The organism is Senimuribacter intestinalis, from assembly GCF_943192965.1.
GTDB lineage: Bacteria > Bacillota > Clostridia > Peptostreptococcales > Anaerovoracaceae > Senimuribacter > Senimuribacter intestinalis.
The window spans coordinates 1-14988 of record NZ_CALPCF010000007.1 but is presented as its reverse complement, the minus strand read 5'-3'; the positions used below and the strand labels follow the sequence as shown (position 1 = coordinate 14988).

General features: G+C 44.7%; 15 protein-coding genes and 1 pseudogene. 14 read left to right on the top strand and 2 right to left on the bottom strand.

Annotation, left to right across the window (positions count from 1 at the left end):
- The first annotated feature begins 99 nt into the window (after positions 1-99).
- From NFR88_RS07665 to NFR88_RS07630, 8 genes are all read left to right on the top strand, one after another.
- Positions 100-312 (top strand): hypothetical protein, encoded by a 213-nt coding sequence (locus tag NFR88_RS07665; protein WP_160202549.1) that lies wholly within the window; start codon positions 100-102, stop codon positions 310-312.
- A 339-nt stretch (positions 313-651) separates the two neighbouring features.
- Positions 652-1968, top strand: a complete 1317-nt coding sequence (rsxC, locus tag NFR88_RS07660; RefSeq protein ID WP_160202550.1) for an electron transport complex subunit RsxC — start codon at positions 652-654, stop codon at positions 1966-1968.
- Positions 1968-2957, top strand: a complete 990-nt coding sequence (locus tag NFR88_RS07655; protein WP_160202551.1) for an RnfABCDGE type electron transport complex subunit D — start codon at positions 1968-1970, stop codon at positions 2955-2957. Before rsxC ends, NFR88_RS07655 begins: the two co-directional genes overlap by 1 nt.
- The gene (locus NFR88_RS07650) at positions 2947-3528 is read left to right on the top strand and encodes an FMN-binding protein (RefSeq protein ID WP_160202552.1); all 582 of its coding nucleotides are present in this window, start codon (positions 2947-2949) and stop codon (positions 3526-3528) included. Before NFR88_RS07655 ends, NFR88_RS07650 begins: the two co-directional genes overlap by 11 nt.
- On the top strand, positions 3528-4235 hold the full coding sequence (gene rsxE, locus NFR88_RS07645) for an electron transport complex subunit RsxE (protein WP_160202553.1): 708 nt from the start codon (positions 3528-3530) through the stop codon (positions 4233-4235). Before NFR88_RS07650 ends, rsxE begins: the two co-directional genes overlap by 1 nt.
- Complete coding sequence (locus NFR88_RS07640; RefSeq protein WP_160202554.1) at positions 4229-4807, top strand: electron transport complex protein RnfA; 579 nt, start codon at positions 4229-4231, stop codon at positions 4805-4807. The genes rsxE and NFR88_RS07640 overlap by 7 nt, the downstream gene beginning before the upstream one ends.
- 17 nt (positions 4808-4824) lie before the next feature.
- Positions 4825-5664, top strand: a complete 840-nt coding sequence (locus NFR88_RS07635; RefSeq protein ID WP_251614769.1) for an RnfABCDGE type electron transport complex subunit B — start codon at positions 4825-4827, stop codon at positions 5662-5664.
- 205 nt (positions 5665-5869) lie between these two features.
- Positions 5870-6652, top strand: a complete 783-nt coding sequence (locus NFR88_RS07630; protein ID WP_160202556.1) for a hypothetical protein — start codon at positions 5870-5872, stop codon at positions 6650-6652.
- A 297-nt stretch (positions 6653-6949) separates the two neighbouring features.
- Here the strand turns inward: NFR88_RS07630 and NFR88_RS07625 are convergent, their stop codons facing one another.
- Positions 6950-7750, bottom strand: coding sequence for an IclR family transcriptional regulator (locus NFR88_RS07625; protein WP_251614766.1), 801 nt, complete (start codon positions 7748-7750; stop codon positions 6950-6952).
- Positions 7751-7953: 203 nt separating this feature from the next.
- Between NFR88_RS07625 and NFR88_RS07620 the strand changes: the two genes are divergently transcribed.
- From NFR88_RS07620 to NFR88_RS07595, 6 genes are all read left to right on the top strand, one after another.
- Positions 7954-9483: an ABC transporter substrate-binding protein gene (locus NFR88_RS07620; protein WP_160202558.1), complete on the top strand. Its 1530-nt coding sequence runs from the start codon at positions 7954-7956 to the stop codon at positions 9481-9483.
- Positions 9484-9588: 105 nt separating this feature from the next.
- Entirely contained in the window at positions 9589-10521 is a 933-nt protein-coding gene (locus tag NFR88_RS07615) for an ABC transporter permease (RefSeq protein ID WP_160202559.1), read from the top strand.
- A 5-nt stretch (positions 10522-10526) separates the two neighbouring features.
- Positions 10527-11402: an ABC transporter permease gene (locus tag NFR88_RS07610; RefSeq protein WP_251614763.1), complete on the top strand. Its 876-nt coding sequence runs from the start codon at positions 10527-10529 to the stop codon at positions 11400-11402.
- A gap of 12 nt (positions 11403-11414) precedes the next feature.
- Positions 11415-12404: an ABC transporter ATP-binding protein gene (locus tag NFR88_RS07605; protein WP_251614760.1), complete on the top strand. Its 990-nt coding sequence runs from the start codon at positions 11415-11417 to the stop codon at positions 12402-12404.
- A complete protein-coding gene (locus tag NFR88_RS07600; RefSeq protein ID WP_161908538.1) occupies positions 12397-13368 on the top strand; it encodes an ABC transporter ATP-binding protein in 972 nt (323 codons plus the stop codon). Before NFR88_RS07605 ends, NFR88_RS07600 begins: the two co-directional genes overlap by 8 nt.
- Positions 13369-14607 (top strand): aminopeptidase, encoded by a 1239-nt coding sequence (locus NFR88_RS07595; protein ID WP_251614757.1) that lies wholly within the window; start codon positions 13369-13371, stop codon positions 14605-14607.
- Positions 14608-14799: 192 nt separating this feature from the next.
- Here NFR88_RS07595 and NFR88_RS07590 read toward each other — a convergent pair.
- Positions 14800-14988 (bottom strand): annotated as a pseudogene (locus tag NFR88_RS07590) (hypothetical protein); the annotation flags it as partial.

Here is a 14988-nt window from a genome sequence, read left to right as displayed (position 1 = left end):
ATTTATTACAAAATAAATTCATAAATTTATAGTGATTTTCTTAATAGAGTATTGTATAATGAACTTAAAATAGGGGGATTAGTTGGATGGAGGTAATTTATGTCTAATATAACAATAGAGGCAGCTCGTTTAATGGAGAGCTTACCTGAAAGCGAACAAAACTTTGTACTTGAGTTCATCAAGAAACTGGTTCTAGCGTGGGATCCGGACTATACAAAGCTCACTGCATCTGAAGCGGAAGCGTTAAAGGAAGCGGAGCAGAGCGGCTTTATTGATGAAACAGATATCGATTGGTCGCAGATTGGAATTTAACGATCATATATTTATTAACGTACATTTAACCCGCCTTGTGCATTTGCAGGCGGGTGTTTTATGGTGTGTATAGCCTCCTCCATAGACGACTCATAAAGACGGCTGATAAAGTCGGTCCATGAGAATGGTCGCCGCATCACGCCTCCCCCCCCATCTGGCGGAATGAACCAATCCCTTGCCGCATATGTTGTTACGTACATAATTTATCCAGAACATGTAGGAAAATTCTGTGAAATGCGGTTTTCTTGTAAAAATGTAATGATTTTTGCGAAACGTTGTAGTATAATATACCATGTATGATTATAAGGAAGCTATTTTTAGAAAGGAAGGTTTCAAATTATGAGCGCAAATGCAAAGCATTTACACAGCATTGACGCCGGTCACTATAAGAACACTGCCGGCTGTGAAACCGAAGTTATGCCGATTCCTGACATTGTGAAGATTTCAATGTCTCAGCACATCGGCGCACCTTGTAAACCCTTGGTAGCCAAGGGAGATGCAGTCAAGGTGGGACAACTTATCGGTGATACGGATGCTTTCGTAAGTGCACCTATCCATTCCAGCGTGTCCGGAACCGTAGTGGGTATCGAGACCCAGCGTTCGGCCGTTGGCGGTAATGACACGTTAGTTGTAATTGAGACTGACAAAAAACAAGAAATGAGTGAGGACATTAAAGTTCCTGAAGTAGATGATTTGGCAGGATTTGTAAAAGCAGTCAGAGCAAGCGGCCTTGTAGGTCTTGGCGGCGCCTCTTTCCCGACTCACATCAAGTACAATCCAAAGAATATTGACGATGTACATACTTTAATTCTGAATGCGGCAGAGTGCGAACCGTTTATCACTTCTGACCACAGAGGTATGTTAGAAGATACGCAAGATATCATCGACGGTATGAAGCTGATCATGAAGTACCTGAATCTGGACGAAGCTTATGTAGGTATTGAGTCCAACAAGCCTGATGCAATTGCAAAACTCGACCAGATGTTTGCAGAGCAGGGGCTTTCCAACATGCACACCTTCACTCTTCAGGACAGATATCCAAAGGGTGCAGAACGTGTACTGGTATACGAAATTACAGGCAAAGAAATGAAAGCGGGCGTTCTGCCGGCTGACCTTGGAATTATTCTTTCCAATGTTACATCTGTTGCCTTTGTCGGACAGTATTTCAGAACTGGCGTGCCTCTCATCAACAAGAGAATGACTATTGACGGCGATGCAGTAGCGCAGCCGAAAAATATCATCGCGCCAATCGGCACACAGATTCACGATGTAATCGAATTTTGTGGCGGATATAAATCTGAGCCGAAGAAGATTATCATGGGCGGACCGATGATGGGAAGAGCTATTTTCTCCGACGAAATGCCAATCGTGAAGAATAACAATGCAATCTTGGCATTCTCCAAAGAAAAGTCATATATTCCGGAGGAAACCGCTTGTATCAATTGCGGCAGATGCCATAAGGCATGTCCGTTCAATCTTCTGCCAACTGCTTTAGCAGAAGCTTACGAGCGCAGAGATGCACAGAGACTTTCAGATCTTCAGGTAATGCAGTGCATGGAATGCGGAAGTTGTTCCTATGTATGTCCTGCGAGAAGACCTCTGGGCTTCATGAATAAGCTTGGAAAAGGCGTTGTAAAGGAGGCTGGAATTAAATAATGGATAAGACATACTATAATAATCTGGCAGTATCCTCCGCACCGCATTTAGTGAGCAAGATGGATACAAGCAAAACCATGCTGATGGTAATCCTTGCTTTAGTGCCTTCGTTTTTGGTAAGTATCTACGTATTTGGCATGCGTGTAATCCTGTTAACTCTGGTTTGCGTAGTTGCCAGCGTAGGCTTTGAATGGCTCTACAACAAAGCCATGAAAAAGAGACAGACTGCGGGAGACTTATCTGCCGCTCTGACGGGCGTTCTGATTGCATTCAACGTGCCTTCAAACTTCCCGTACTGGATGGCAATCATTGGATGCTTTGTTGCAATTATCATCGTAAAACAGCTTTACGGCGGTATTGGCAGAAACATCGTAAACCCTGCTATCACAGCAAGAATTGTGCTGTTCATTTCCTTTGCAACAGAAATGACCACATGGCCGACTCCAAGAATGGCGGAAGCAGATGCAGTAACTAGTGCAACGCCGCTTGGCGTGCTTGCGGAAGGCAGTGCTGCCGATCTTCCGTCCAACGCTGAAATGTTCCTCGGATTCATCGGTGGTTCTATGGGCGAAGTTTCCGCATTGGCGCTGCTGGCTGGCGGGCTGTTCCTGATTTGGAAAAAAGTCATCAGTCCAATTATTCCGGCATGCTTTATCGGTACTGTATTTGTTATCGCATTCCTGTACTACAGCTTTTCAGGGGATGTGGATGCAAGTGCCCTGGACATGGCAATTTTCCATGTTTGCGCAGGCGGCGTAATGCTGGGTGCGTTCTTCATGGCAACTGATTATGTGACTTCCCCGATTATGTCTCTGGGTAAAGTCATCATGGGCGTTGGCTGCGGTATCATCACCATGGTTGTAAGACTTTGGGGTGCATATCCGGAAGGCGTATCCTTCTCCATCTTACTGATGAATATTATGACGCCGCTGATTGATCAGCTGTGCATCAAATTAACATATGGAGGTGCAAAGAAAAATGAAAAATAACAATACTTTCAAAGAATATGTTGCACCTATCGTTGTTTTAGTAGCGATTTGTTTAGTAATCACTGCAGCTCTTGCTGCAACTTACGGTGTTGCGAAGCCAATCATCGATAAGAATGCAATTGAATCTGCAAACGAGGCGAGAGCAGAGCTTCTGCCGGCAGCAGATTCTTTCACTGCCTATGACGGCGAGTTGGCTGTTGCGGATCCTGACAAGGTATATGCAACGGAGTGCTACATCGCAGACAATGGAAGTGGTATGGTGATTACTGTAAATACTAAGTCCTTCGGCGGCGTGCTGACTGAGATGATTGGCATTGATGCGGACGGCAAGATTACCGGCGTTAAGGTAACTGCCCACGCGGATACACCGGGTCTTGGAACCAAAGCCCACGATCACGATGGACATCTGTATCAGTATGAAGGAAAATCTTCTGATGAGATTACTTCCACATCTGCAAAAGATGAAGCTGCCATCAATCACATTTCCGGCGCGACTATTTCTTCTAATGCGGTACACTATGGCGTATACTGTGCATTAGAACAGTATAAGATTGTAGGAGGTGCTAAATAATGGAAAAGAAACCAAGCAAGTTAAGCATCCTTACCAAAGGTATCATTAAGGAAAACCCTGTACTTGTATTGCTGCTGGGTACTTGTCCGACACTGGCAACTACTTCTTCTGCAATTAACGGTATCGGAATGGGCGTATCTGCTATGGCGGTACTGATTTGTTCCAATATCGTAATCTCTATTCTTCGAAATATCATTCCTGACAAAGTTCGTATCCCGTGCTACATTGTAGTAATCGCAGGATTTGTAACGGTTGTTCAGTTATTGCTGCAGGCATTTGTACCTTCCCTGTACGCTTCACTGGGTCTGTTTATTCCATTGATTGTAGTAAACTGTATCATTTTGGGAAGAGCAGAAATGTTTGCAAGCAAAAATAATCCGTTTGACTCCGCACTGGACGGTATCGGTATGGGTATTGGATTTACCCTGGCGCTGGGCGTTATGGGTCTGATTAGAGAATTCTTCGGTTCAGGTACACTGTTCGGACAGGAAGTTCTGACGAATATCGTTCCAGGCATGGGAATTTTCAATCTGGCTCCGGGCGGATTCTTCGTATTCGGTGTGCTCATTGCCGCTGTAAACTACTTTACAAAGGGCAAGGCGCTGAAGAAGAAAGAATTTGGCTGTGAAGGTTGCGCTATGGCTGCAATGTGCGGCGGCGCAAGAAAAGAAAAAGATTGTCAGAAAGGAGCTGAAGAAGTATGTTAGAAGCAATTACTATCATCATGAGTATGATTCTTGTAAACAACTATGTATTGGCACAGTTCCTTGGTATTTGTCCATTCCTGGGCGTATCCAAAAAACTGGATTCCGCGGTAGGTATGGGTATCGCCGTTATCTTTGTAATGGTGCTTGCGACAATCGCGACCTGGCCAATTCAGCAGGTTTTAAACAAATTTGATATTGGATATTTGCAGACTGTAGTCTTCATCCTGGTTATCGCTGCGCTGGTGCAGCTGGTTGAAATGATGCTGAAGAAATTCATCCCATCCCTGCACAAGGCGCTGGGCGTATTCCTTCCGTTAATTACCACCAACTGCGCGGTACTGGGTGTCTGCATCAACAATATCGATTCCGGTTACGGATACTTACTGTCCATCTGCAACGCATTCGGCGCCGGCGTAGGTTTCTTATTGGCAATGATTCTCTTTGCCGGTGTCAGAAGCAAGCTGGAAAACGAAGATGGCGTGCCGATGGCATTCAGAGGTGTTCCTCTTACATTAATTACTGCTGCTATGCTGTCCCTGGGCTTCATGGGCTTCAGCGGACTGTTCCAGTAAGATAGGAGGCGAATGAAATGTTAACACCAGTTTTAATTGTAGTTGCGATTGGTCTTGTCTGCGCAGTCATTCTGACCATCGCTTCCAAAGTGTTCTTCGTACCTGTTGATGAAACGTTTGCACTGCTTCGTGCGGAACTTCCGGGCGCCAACTGCGGTGCCTGCGGATATAACGGTTGCGACGATTATGCCAATGCTCTGGCTGAGGATCATTCACTCAGCTGTTCCATGTGCCCTGTAGGCGGCGCAGATGTTGCCGCAAAGCTTGCGGAAGTGTTGGGCGTTGAAGCAGGTTCTGCTGACAAACAGGTGGCAGTTGTGATGTGCAACGGTACTAAGGATGCAGCAAAGACCATCATGGAATATACAGGTGTACAGACCTGTTCTGCTGCAAAGCAGTTTTTCGGCGGACTTTCCGCTTGCCCTTATGGCTGTATCGGTCTTGGTGACTGTGCTGCAGCATGCGACTTTGACGCGATTCACGTGTGCGACGGCGTAGCGGTTGTCAACAGAGATAACTGCGTAGCTTGCGGCGCATGTGCAAAGGTTTGCCCGAACTCCGTTATCAAAATTCAGAGCGCTAAGAACCTGGTTGTGGTTCAGTGCAAATCTGAAGCAAAAGGCGCAGATACCAGAAAGGCCTGCACTAACGGATGTATCGGCTGCAAGAAGTGCGAAAAGACTTGTAAGTTCGAGGCAATCACAGTGGAAAACAACGTGGCAAGAATCGACCCTGACAAGTGCAAGAACTGCGGACTTTGCGCAAAAGAATGTCCGACAGGCGCAATCAACAATATGCGCGTAAAGAAAGCGCCGGCAAAACCTGCTGAACCGAAAGCAGAAAAGCCGGAGGCTTAAAAAAGATTTTAATTTGCGACCTCGCCCTGTGGCGAGGTCGTTTTTCAAAGGAGATGAGATGCTTAGGGACATCAGCATTCAGGATTTCAGGTGCGTTTTCATCAAGCGTCAGCGATGAAATAATGGTTGACTTTTTGAAATAATTGTGTATAATTTATTTACAAATATGGAATTAAATGTAACTAATAGGATCGAAAGGGGACCGATGAAAAGCAGTAAAGACTATGTCCAGTGGGAATTAGAAAATCAGAAGAAATTGTGTAGTGAATACCGAAAGGCATTAAAAGGTCTGCCTGAGGGCAGAATGTTTATGTCAAATCGTGGTGATAAACAGTACTATTATGATGCCGAGAGCCATGACTATATCGGTAGAGTTGACAATAAAGAAGTAGCTGGCAAGCAGCAGCGTTATTTTCTGGAGAAATCTATTTCGATTATGGAGAATAACATCAAAGCCGCCGATAAATATCTGAAAAATTTTAAGGATTACATGCCGGAAGCTGTGATGGACAGCCTTCCAGGAGCATATAAGTTTTCCACTTTAGAAGGACTTCCTAAAATAGTAGCTTTTGCAGATGGGGAAAACTGGGGCAATCAGCATTATGATAGAAGTATGAAATATCCGGAACACTTGATTCATAAAACGATGAAAGGCGATATGGTTCGCTCGAAATCTGAACTGATTGTGGCGGATATTCTATATCAAAGAAGAATTCCATACCACTACGAGGAGCCGATGCTCCTTGGAGGTAAGGAAATCGTTCCTGATTTTAAAATTGCAGTACGAAGCGAGAATCGTTTTAAATATTTGGAGCATTGCGGCATGTTGGGTGATCCGGGTTATTGTAATAGTTTGGTCTGGAAAATGCAGCAGTATATGCGCTATGGATATGTGCCATGGAAAGACGTGATATTTACCTTTGATAACATGGACGGCAGTATAGACACCATGACAATTAACAGAATCATTGATTTCTTTTTCGTTTAGATGGCGGGGAAACAGTGGGCTTGTGCATATCTCCAGAAAAACAACATAAAATATGCACAAATCTTCTAGAGACTGTGCATATTTTTAATGATTTTTCTTCTCATATGCATTTTCAACGATAAAAAAGCGTGAAATGGCGTGATAACTGATGGGTTGCAGTGCGAAACGTGCATAAATAATACAATAATCCCGAAAATATGCAGACTGGTGTGCATATTTTCGGGATTTTCTTTAAAAATATGTATTTTGTTGCGGCAACAGCCTCCATGTAAGGGTCGGCGCTGAGCTGCCTGCACCTTAATACGGACACACGCACTTAGTTTTTATCAGAACATCGCTAATTTCACGGGCGGTATCTTTTAGCTGAAGGATAATCGCATCGACATCCTTTGTGAAAAGACGAGATTTTGGTGCAGTAATGCCAATATTGGCATTGATTTGTCCAGTATGATTGAAGAGAGGCACGCTGAGACAGAATAGACCGTATTCGTTTTCCTCGTCATCACAAGAAAAGCCGTTTTTTAAGATTTTAGCCTGCTCTTTTTTAAAGTCGTCGTAAGTGATAATGGTGTTATGTGTCAGTTTTTTCAAATGTGCATTTGAAAAGTACTCTGTTAGCTGTTCATCGCTCCAGGATGACAGAAACAGTTTTCCGGCAGAACAACAGTTTAGCGTAGGAAATGGAAGAAGATTGGAAGTCAGTGCTGATTCTTCTCCCCGGCAGGAAGCCAGCGACAGGCAATGCTCCTGAAAGAGCACAGTTAGACCTGCACTCTCGCCGATAGAGGCAGAGAGTGACTGTAAAAAGGGCTGTGCGATAGAGGGGATAGAAAGCCGGGTCTTTACTGCTTCACTGTAATAAATAAACTTCAGTCCAAGACGGTAGTGGTCTGTCGGAGCTACCTTTTCAATCAGTCCATACTTCTCCAAAGATTGTAGGATTCTATGTAAAGTTGCTTTCGGAAGATTGAGTTTCTTTTGGATATCGATAAAAGTACCTTCTTCCTCAAAAATACAATCGATGACACTGAGCGTTTTATCAATGGAGTTAGAGAATTCCTTGTTCTTTGTGTCAGACGTAATAAGTGGTTGTTTCAAGTCCTTCACCTCAATTAATTTCTAATGGTTATACAGTGTTCATTGTAACAAGGAAACCGAGAGATGTCAAATCTGTCACGAACAAAATAAATATACGAAAATATAAATAAAAATTCACAAAAAGATATTGACAAATTTCTGAAAATGGTTTACTATTATAAAAAAGAAAAATGGAACTGAGTTCCAAAATAGGAGGAACAACTATGAAAGCAAGAACAAAAAAAGGAATTGCTCTTTTGCTGATTTGTATGTTAGCTTTGGCTTCTCTGACTGGCTGCGGCGGTGGCGGAGATGATACTGAAGCAAGAACAGACCTTAACTGGGCATTATCAGCAGAACCAAACTCTCTGGATCCTATGGCAATCGCTATGATGAGCACATTTACCGTTACATATGCAATCTACGATAATCTGGTAGAGGCAAATGAAAACGGTGAATATGTAGAATCACTGGCAGAAAGCTATGAGATTTCCGACGACGAGATGGAATATACCTTTAAACTTCGTCAGGGTGTAAAGTTCCATAACGGAACAGAAATGACTGCTGACGACGTAGTATACTCCATCAACAGAACCATCGAAAAAGGCTGGGCAGCTGATATGACTGCAGCCATCGATAAGGTTGAAAAAGTAGACGACTACACAGTGAAATTAAGCTTAAAAGAGCCTTTCGGCGCTATGATTGGAAGCCTTGCTTCCCCTTACTTCTCCATCATGAGCAAAGCTTATGCTGAAGAAAATGGCGAAGATGCTGTAGAAAGAGCTCCGATGGGAACCGGCGCTTACAAATTCGTTGAATGGGTAAACGGCGACCACATCACTGTAGAAGCAAATGAAGAATACTTCGGCGGCGCACCTGCAATCAAGACAGTAACTTTCAAACCAATTACTGACAAGAACACTGGTCTTGTTGCACTGCAGGCAGGCGAAACTGACGCATTCTTAAATGTAAACAACTCCGATATCTCCGTAGTACAAGATGATGAAAACCTGGCATTCTACAGCACCGACATTGCTGCTGTACTGTCTCTGAACATGAATATCGAAGCAAAACCACTTGATGATGTAAAAGTAAGACAGGCTATCAACTACGCAATCAACAGAGAAAACATCATTAAGGGTGCGCTGGAAGGAAACGGAACTGCTGCAAACAGCTCCATTTCTCCGACCTGCGATGGTTACTCCGATAAAGTAGCAGGCTACACCTATGATTTGGACAAGGCTAAGGCACTGCTGAAAGAAGCAGGACAGGAAAACCTGAAATTAACAATTAAGATTAAAGAAGATGCGAAGATTCAGAAGGTTGCTCAGGTAATTCAGGCAGACCTGAAAGAAGCAGGCATTGAAGTTGAAATCGATATCATGGAAGCTGGCGCATATACCACAGATGTATATTCTGAAGGCGACTACGAAATGACAATTTCCTCTTGGTGCGCAATGTTTACTGACGCATACTCCCTGCTGTACAGCCAGTTCCATAAAGACTGCTACGGCGGAACCGGCAACATCACTCACGTTGTCAGTGATGAACTTTCCGGTAAACTGGAAAATGCGGCAAGACTGACAGGTGATGAAAAACAGGCTGCTTACGAAGATGTTGCAACAGACATCAGCGAACAGGCATACGTTGCGTCTCTGGTGTTTGAGCCAACCACAATCACAACAAATGCAAACCTGAAAGGCGTTGCAGCAGACGCACTGGGCATTTACAAAATCAAGAGAATGTCCTGGTAATTGCGCGAATAGACCTTGCGGTTAGTAAGACCGCTATAATGACAAAAAGAGGGTATTCACAGTGAAAATGGGGATACCCTCAAGTTTTCAAAGAGAGGACAGATTATGGTAAAGTATATTTTACAACGTCTGGGCATGATGGTGATTGTTGTGCTAGGAATCTCCTTTATCGTATTTACCATCATGAATTTGACACCGGGAAATGCGGCACAGCTAATTTTGGGGCAGAGCGCATCTCCCGAACAGGTTGCGAAACTGGAAGCTGAACTGGGCTTAAACGAGCCGTTCTTTGTACGCTATTTTGAGTATATTGTTGATATGTTTCAGGGAGAATTCGGAAATTCCTATCAGACAAAGCTTCCGGTATTTGAAGAAATTTTAAGCCGCTTTCCGACCACGCTGACACTGGCAGCTGTTGCAATGTTTTTTGCAACTTTAATCGGAGTACCGGTAGGTGTAATTTCCGCAGTGCGCCAGTATTCCTTTGTGGATGCAGTCAGCACTGTGGCAGCGCTCATCTTCGCATCTATTCCGTCCTTCGTATTAGGACTGGTTTTGATGCTGGTTTTCGCATTGAATTTACACTGGCTTCCAGCTACAGGTCTTCACGATATCACAGGCTATATCTTGCCGGCGGTCACCCTTTCCACGGGAACCATGGCAACCCTTGTGCGAATGACTCGTTCCACTATGCTGGAAGTTTTGAAACAGGACTATATCCGTACCGCAAGAGCAAAGGGGGCAGAAGAAAAGAGTGTTATCTTAAAGCACTCCCTGCGCAATGCGCTCCTTCCGATTATCACCGTAATCGGTGTAGACTTCGGATACTTGCTGGCAGGTACTGTAGTAATTGAATCCGTATTTGCAATTTCTGGAATCGGATCTCTTCTGATTACCAGTATTCGTATGAAAGATACGCCGGTCGTTATGGCGGCAATCATGTTTGTTACCATCGCATACAGCTTGGTAAACCTGCTTGTCGATATTATCTACGCTTATATTGACCCTCGTATCAAATCGCAGTATGAAAGGGCGTGATTACCGTGAAGAAACAAGAAAATGAAATGAAAGCACGCAGTCAGTTTACGGCAATCATGATGAGACTGCGTAAAAATAAACTGGCCATGCTGGGGCTTGCGATTCTGTTAGCCATGGCAATATTGGCCCTCTGTGCTGACTTTATCGCTGACTATGACACCCAGGTAGTCGGTCAGGATATGGACGCAAGACTGGAAGGACCGTCAGCAGACCATTGGTTTGGTACAGACCAGTTCGGCAGAGACGTTTTCGCCCGTATTATTCACGGCGCAAGAATTTCCCTGACCTTAAGTATTATCGCTATGGCCATTGCAGTTGCAATCGGCGCTATTATCGGTGCAATCGCTGGTTATTTCGGCGGCTTCCGTGACAATATTCTCATGCGTCTGATGGATATCCTGCTGGCAATTCCGCCAATGCTGATGTCTATTTCCATCGTTGCGGCTTTGGGGCAGAGCATGTCCAACCTTTTGATAGCCCTGTCTATCGCATACATCCCGGTATTTGCCAGAGTCATTCGTTCTTCGATTCTGTCCATCAAGGATCAGGAGTTTATCGAAGCGTCTCGTTGCTGCGGCAGTAACGACTGGCACATCATCATAAAGCATATCATTCCAAATGCCATCGGTCCGATCATCGTGCAGGCAACCCTTGCAATGGGTGCAACTATTCTGATTATCGCTTCTTTGAGCTTTATGGGTCTGGGCGTAAAACCGCCTGCGTCAGAATGGGGTACGATGCTCTATGAAGGCAGAGATTTCCTGCGTCAGGCTCCGTATCTGGTACTGATTCCGGGTACTGCAATCACCCTTGCGGTAATTTCCCTGAATCTACTTGGCGACGGTCTTCGCGATGCGTTGGATCCGAGAATGAAAAACTAGGAGGTGGCTGTTTTGAGCGAAAGAATATTGAGTATTGATCATATCTCGGCGGAATATCGCACAGACGACGGTGTATCCTCCGTATTAAACGACATTAGCTTTTCCCTGGACAAAGGGGAAACTCTGGGGCTGGTTGGAGAAACTGGCGCCGGAAAAACTACAACTGCGCTGGCTATTATGCGGCTTCTGCCAAAACATACCGGGTTTATCACCGGCGGAGAAATCCAGTTTGAGGGAAGTGGCAACCTTTTGGAGCGCACAGAGGCAGAAATGCGTGCCATCAGAGGACACCGCATCTCTATGATTTTTCAGGATCCGATGACCAGCCTGAACCCGGTACTTCGTATCGGTGACCAGATTAAGGAATCCTTTAAGATTCACATGCCGGATCTTTCCGATGAAGAAATGGAAAAGAAAGTGGATCAAATGCTGGAGATGGTTGGTATTCCTGCCAGCAGAAAGAGAGAGTATCCGCATCAGTTTTCCGGTGGTATGAAGCAGCGTGTAGTAATCGCAATCGCCCTGTCTTTGGAACCGGAGCTGCTTATTGCCGATGAGCCAACTACTGCCCTTGATGTTACCATTCAGGCGCAGGTGCTGCATATGATGCGTCAACTGAAGAAAAACCTGGGAACTTCCATGATTCTCATCACCCACGATCTTGGTATCGTATCTCAAAACTGCGACAAGGTTGCAGTGATGTATGCGGGAACTATCGTAGAGTCGGGAACGGCAGAGGAAATTTTCCTGAGCGAGTCACACCATCCGTACACCGTTGGACTTTTCGGTTCCATCCCTGATATGAAAAAACAGACGAAGCGACTTTCACCGATTGATGGTCTGATGCCTGATCCGATGGAACTGCCGACAGGCTGTGTATTTCATCCGAGATGCCCAAAGTGCATGGAAAAGTGTAGAACTGAAGTGCCAAAGGCAGTAAATGTGGATGGCGAGCATGTCATCAGATGTCATTTGTTCGAGGAGGTGGAAAGCCATGAGTAATACACCGAAGATTGAGGTAAAACACTTAAAGAAATATTTCAAAACGCCTTCCGGCTTGCTTCACGCAGTAGATGATGTGAGCTTTTCCATCGAAAAAGGACATACCCTTGGCGTTGTAGGCGAATCCGGCTGTGGAAAAACCACTTTGGGAAGAACTGTACTTCGTCTCGTAGAACCGACTGACGGCGAAATTTACTTCGACGGAGAGAAGATTACGGACTTTAATAAAGCGAAGATGAAACAGCTGAGAAAGAAGATGCAGCTGATTTTCCAGGATCCGTATGCGTCATTGAATCCGAGACTTTCCGTGTCGGAAATCATCCGAGAACCGATGGAAGTGGGGAAAATGTTCAAAACGAAAGCGGAAGTACACCGCAGAGTAAAAGAACTGATGGATGTAGTAGGTCTGGCACCGCGTCTGATTAACGCTTATCCTCACGAGCTGGACGGCGGAAGAAGACAAAGAATCGGTATCGCAAGAGCGCTGGCGACAGATCCTGAATTTATCGTCTGCGACGAGCCGGTATCTGCACTGGACGTATCTATTCAGGCGCAGATTTTGAACCTGATGATGGATTTGCAGGAAGAACGGGAACTTGCTTATATGTTCATCACCCATGACATGAGTGTAGTAAAGCATATTTCCACGGAAATTGCGGTTATGTATCTGGGGCAGTGCGTTGAGCTGGCAGAGACAGGGGAACTTTTCAGAAACCCGAAGCATCCGTACACGCAGGCGCTGCTTTCGGCAATACCTGAAATTGACATTACAAAGAAAGACACAGAACCGGAACTTTTGCGCGGTGAGGTTACATCGCCGATTAACCCGGCAGAGTACTGCAGATTCTATCCAAGATGCAAATATGCTTGTGAGGCTTGTAAAAACGAGAACTATAAACTGGTGGAAATATCCGATAACCATTATAGTGCTTGTATCATGAACCAAAAGGAGCACATAGATTAGATGGAAAATAAAGAACGATTATTAGAAAATTATGCGGAGCTGATTTTGAAGAGGGGAGTAGGTCTTCGTGCGGGGCAGATTCTGGTGGTAGAAGAAACATCAGTAACTGCCATTGAATTTCTTCGCATTTTAGCGAAGAAAGCGTACGAGCTGGGCGCAAAAGATGTGGTAATTCATTTTACCGACCAGCAGCTGACCAAAATTCGTCTGGAGCATGCGAAAATGGAGACCCTGTCCGAAGTACCGGACTGGTGGGTCGAAGCAAGAACGTCTTATGCTGAAAAGGACGCATGCTTTTTACGCCTGAACAACGACGCGCCGGACGGACTGCGCGACGTAGAAGATGTAAGACTCGCAACATGGAAGAATGCTACATCGGCGACTTTGAAGGATTTGAGCTTCCTGAAAAAGGACAACCGTGTGAAGTGGAGTGCTTCCGCAATCCCGGGAGAAGAATGGGCAATGAAAGTTTTCCCGGATAAAACAAAAGAAGATGCAATGGATGCTTTATGGGAAGCGATTCTCAAATGCTGTTATGTGACAGAGGAAAGCGGTGTTGATGGTTGGGATAAGCACATCAATGAAATGCTTGAGAACGTGAAAAAAATCAATAATCTGGGGGTTCGCGGGCTTCACCTGCGCAATGGTCTTGGCACAGATCTTACGATAGAATTGTGTGATGACACAGTGTTCGTAGGCGGTATCTGCCACTGCCCGGAACCGGACGGTGAACTGTTTGCGCCGAATATTCCAACAGAGGAAATTCTTTCCACACCGCATAAATACAAAGTAAACGGCGTCGTTTACAGCTCAATGCCATTTGTTCATGCGGGCAATATTATTGATGGCATGCGCCTTGTATTTAAGGATGGCAAGGTTGTAGAGTACAGTGCAGAGGTGGGAGAAGACGTTTTAGCCGGCATTTTAGAAGATGAAAGTGCGCGTTATCTGGGCGAAATCGCTCTGGTTCCATTTGATTCACCGATTAACCAGATGGGGATTTTATTCTATAATACCCTCTTTGATGAAAATGCTTCCTGCCATTTGGCGCTGGGAGCAGGTTATTCAGATATGATTTTAGGAGAAGACCGCAGCATGGAGGCACTGGAGAGGAAAGGTCTGAATATTTCAGCTCTCCACGTGGATTTTATGTTCGGCACAGAGGATCTGGCGTGCACCGCAACTTGTGAGGACGGCAGTCAGGCTGAAATTTTCCGAGATGGGAAATTCTGTATCTAAATGGAAATCTGTTCATAAGGCAAGAGTGAAGAGCCCAGGTTTATAGATGCCAATGGCATTAAGTTAAGGGATTTAAAGATAAGTTAGTATTGTTCGCGATATTAACTTCTCTTTTCTTTCCCTTTGATTCAAGCTGATAAATTGTTTTTTGTAGATTTAAAAACACAACAAATAGACAAGAGCGTTCCCTTGTCAAAAAAATACTGTATATTTCAAATCTCTAAATGAAGTTTCAATTCCCCGCCGCATGCCATACAGTTGTTTCAGAGTATCCGCAGGGAATTCATCAGTATCCGGCAGCTCTAAGCCATGCAGAATACCGGATGAATATTGATTAAAATCTTTCACCCGTATTAGATAAAACCATCCTTTTTCTTGGAT

Coding starts and splice junctions, on each gene's coding strand:
- rsxC (WP_160202550.1), top strand. CDS start 652: ATGAGCGCAAATGCAAAGCATTTACACAGCATTGACGCCGGTCACTAT.
- NFR88_RS07615 (WP_160202559.1), top strand. CDS start 9,589: ATGGTAAAGTATATTTTACAACGTCTGGGCATGATGGTGATTGTTGTG.
- NFR88_RS07630 (WP_160202556.1), top strand. CDS start 5,870: ATGAAAAGCAGTAAAGACTATGTCCAGTGGGAATTAGAAAATCAGAAG.
- NFR88_RS07635 (WP_251614769.1), top strand. CDS start 4,825: ATGTTAACACCAGTTTTAATTGTAGTTGCGATTGGTCTTGTCTGCGCA.
- NFR88_RS07650 (WP_160202552.1), top strand. CDS start 2,947: ATGAAAAATAACAATACTTTCAAAGAATATGTTGCACCTATCGTTGTT.
- NFR88_RS07595 (WP_251614757.1), top strand. CDS start 13,369: ATGGAAAATAAAGAACGATTATTAGAAAATTATGCGGAGCTGATTTTG.
- NFR88_RS07665 (WP_160202549.1), top strand. CDS start 100: ATGTCTAATATAACAATAGAGGCAGCTCGTTTAATGGAGAGCTTACCT.
- NFR88_RS07655 (WP_160202551.1), top strand. CDS start 1,968: ATGGATAAGACATACTATAATAATCTGGCAGTATCCTCCGCACCGCAT.
- NFR88_RS07600 (WP_161908538.1), top strand. CDS start 12,397: ATGAGTAATACACCGAAGATTGAGGTAAAACACTTAAAGAAATATTTC.
- rsxE (WP_160202553.1), top strand. CDS start 3,528: ATGGAAAAGAAACCAAGCAAGTTAAGCATCCTTACCAAAGGTATCATT.
- NFR88_RS07640 (WP_160202554.1), top strand. CDS start 4,229: ATGTTAGAAGCAATTACTATCATCATGAGTATGATTCTTGTAAACAAC.
- NFR88_RS07620 (WP_160202558.1), top strand. CDS start 7,954: ATGAAAGCAAGAACAAAAAAAGGAATTGCTCTTTTGCTGATTTGTATG.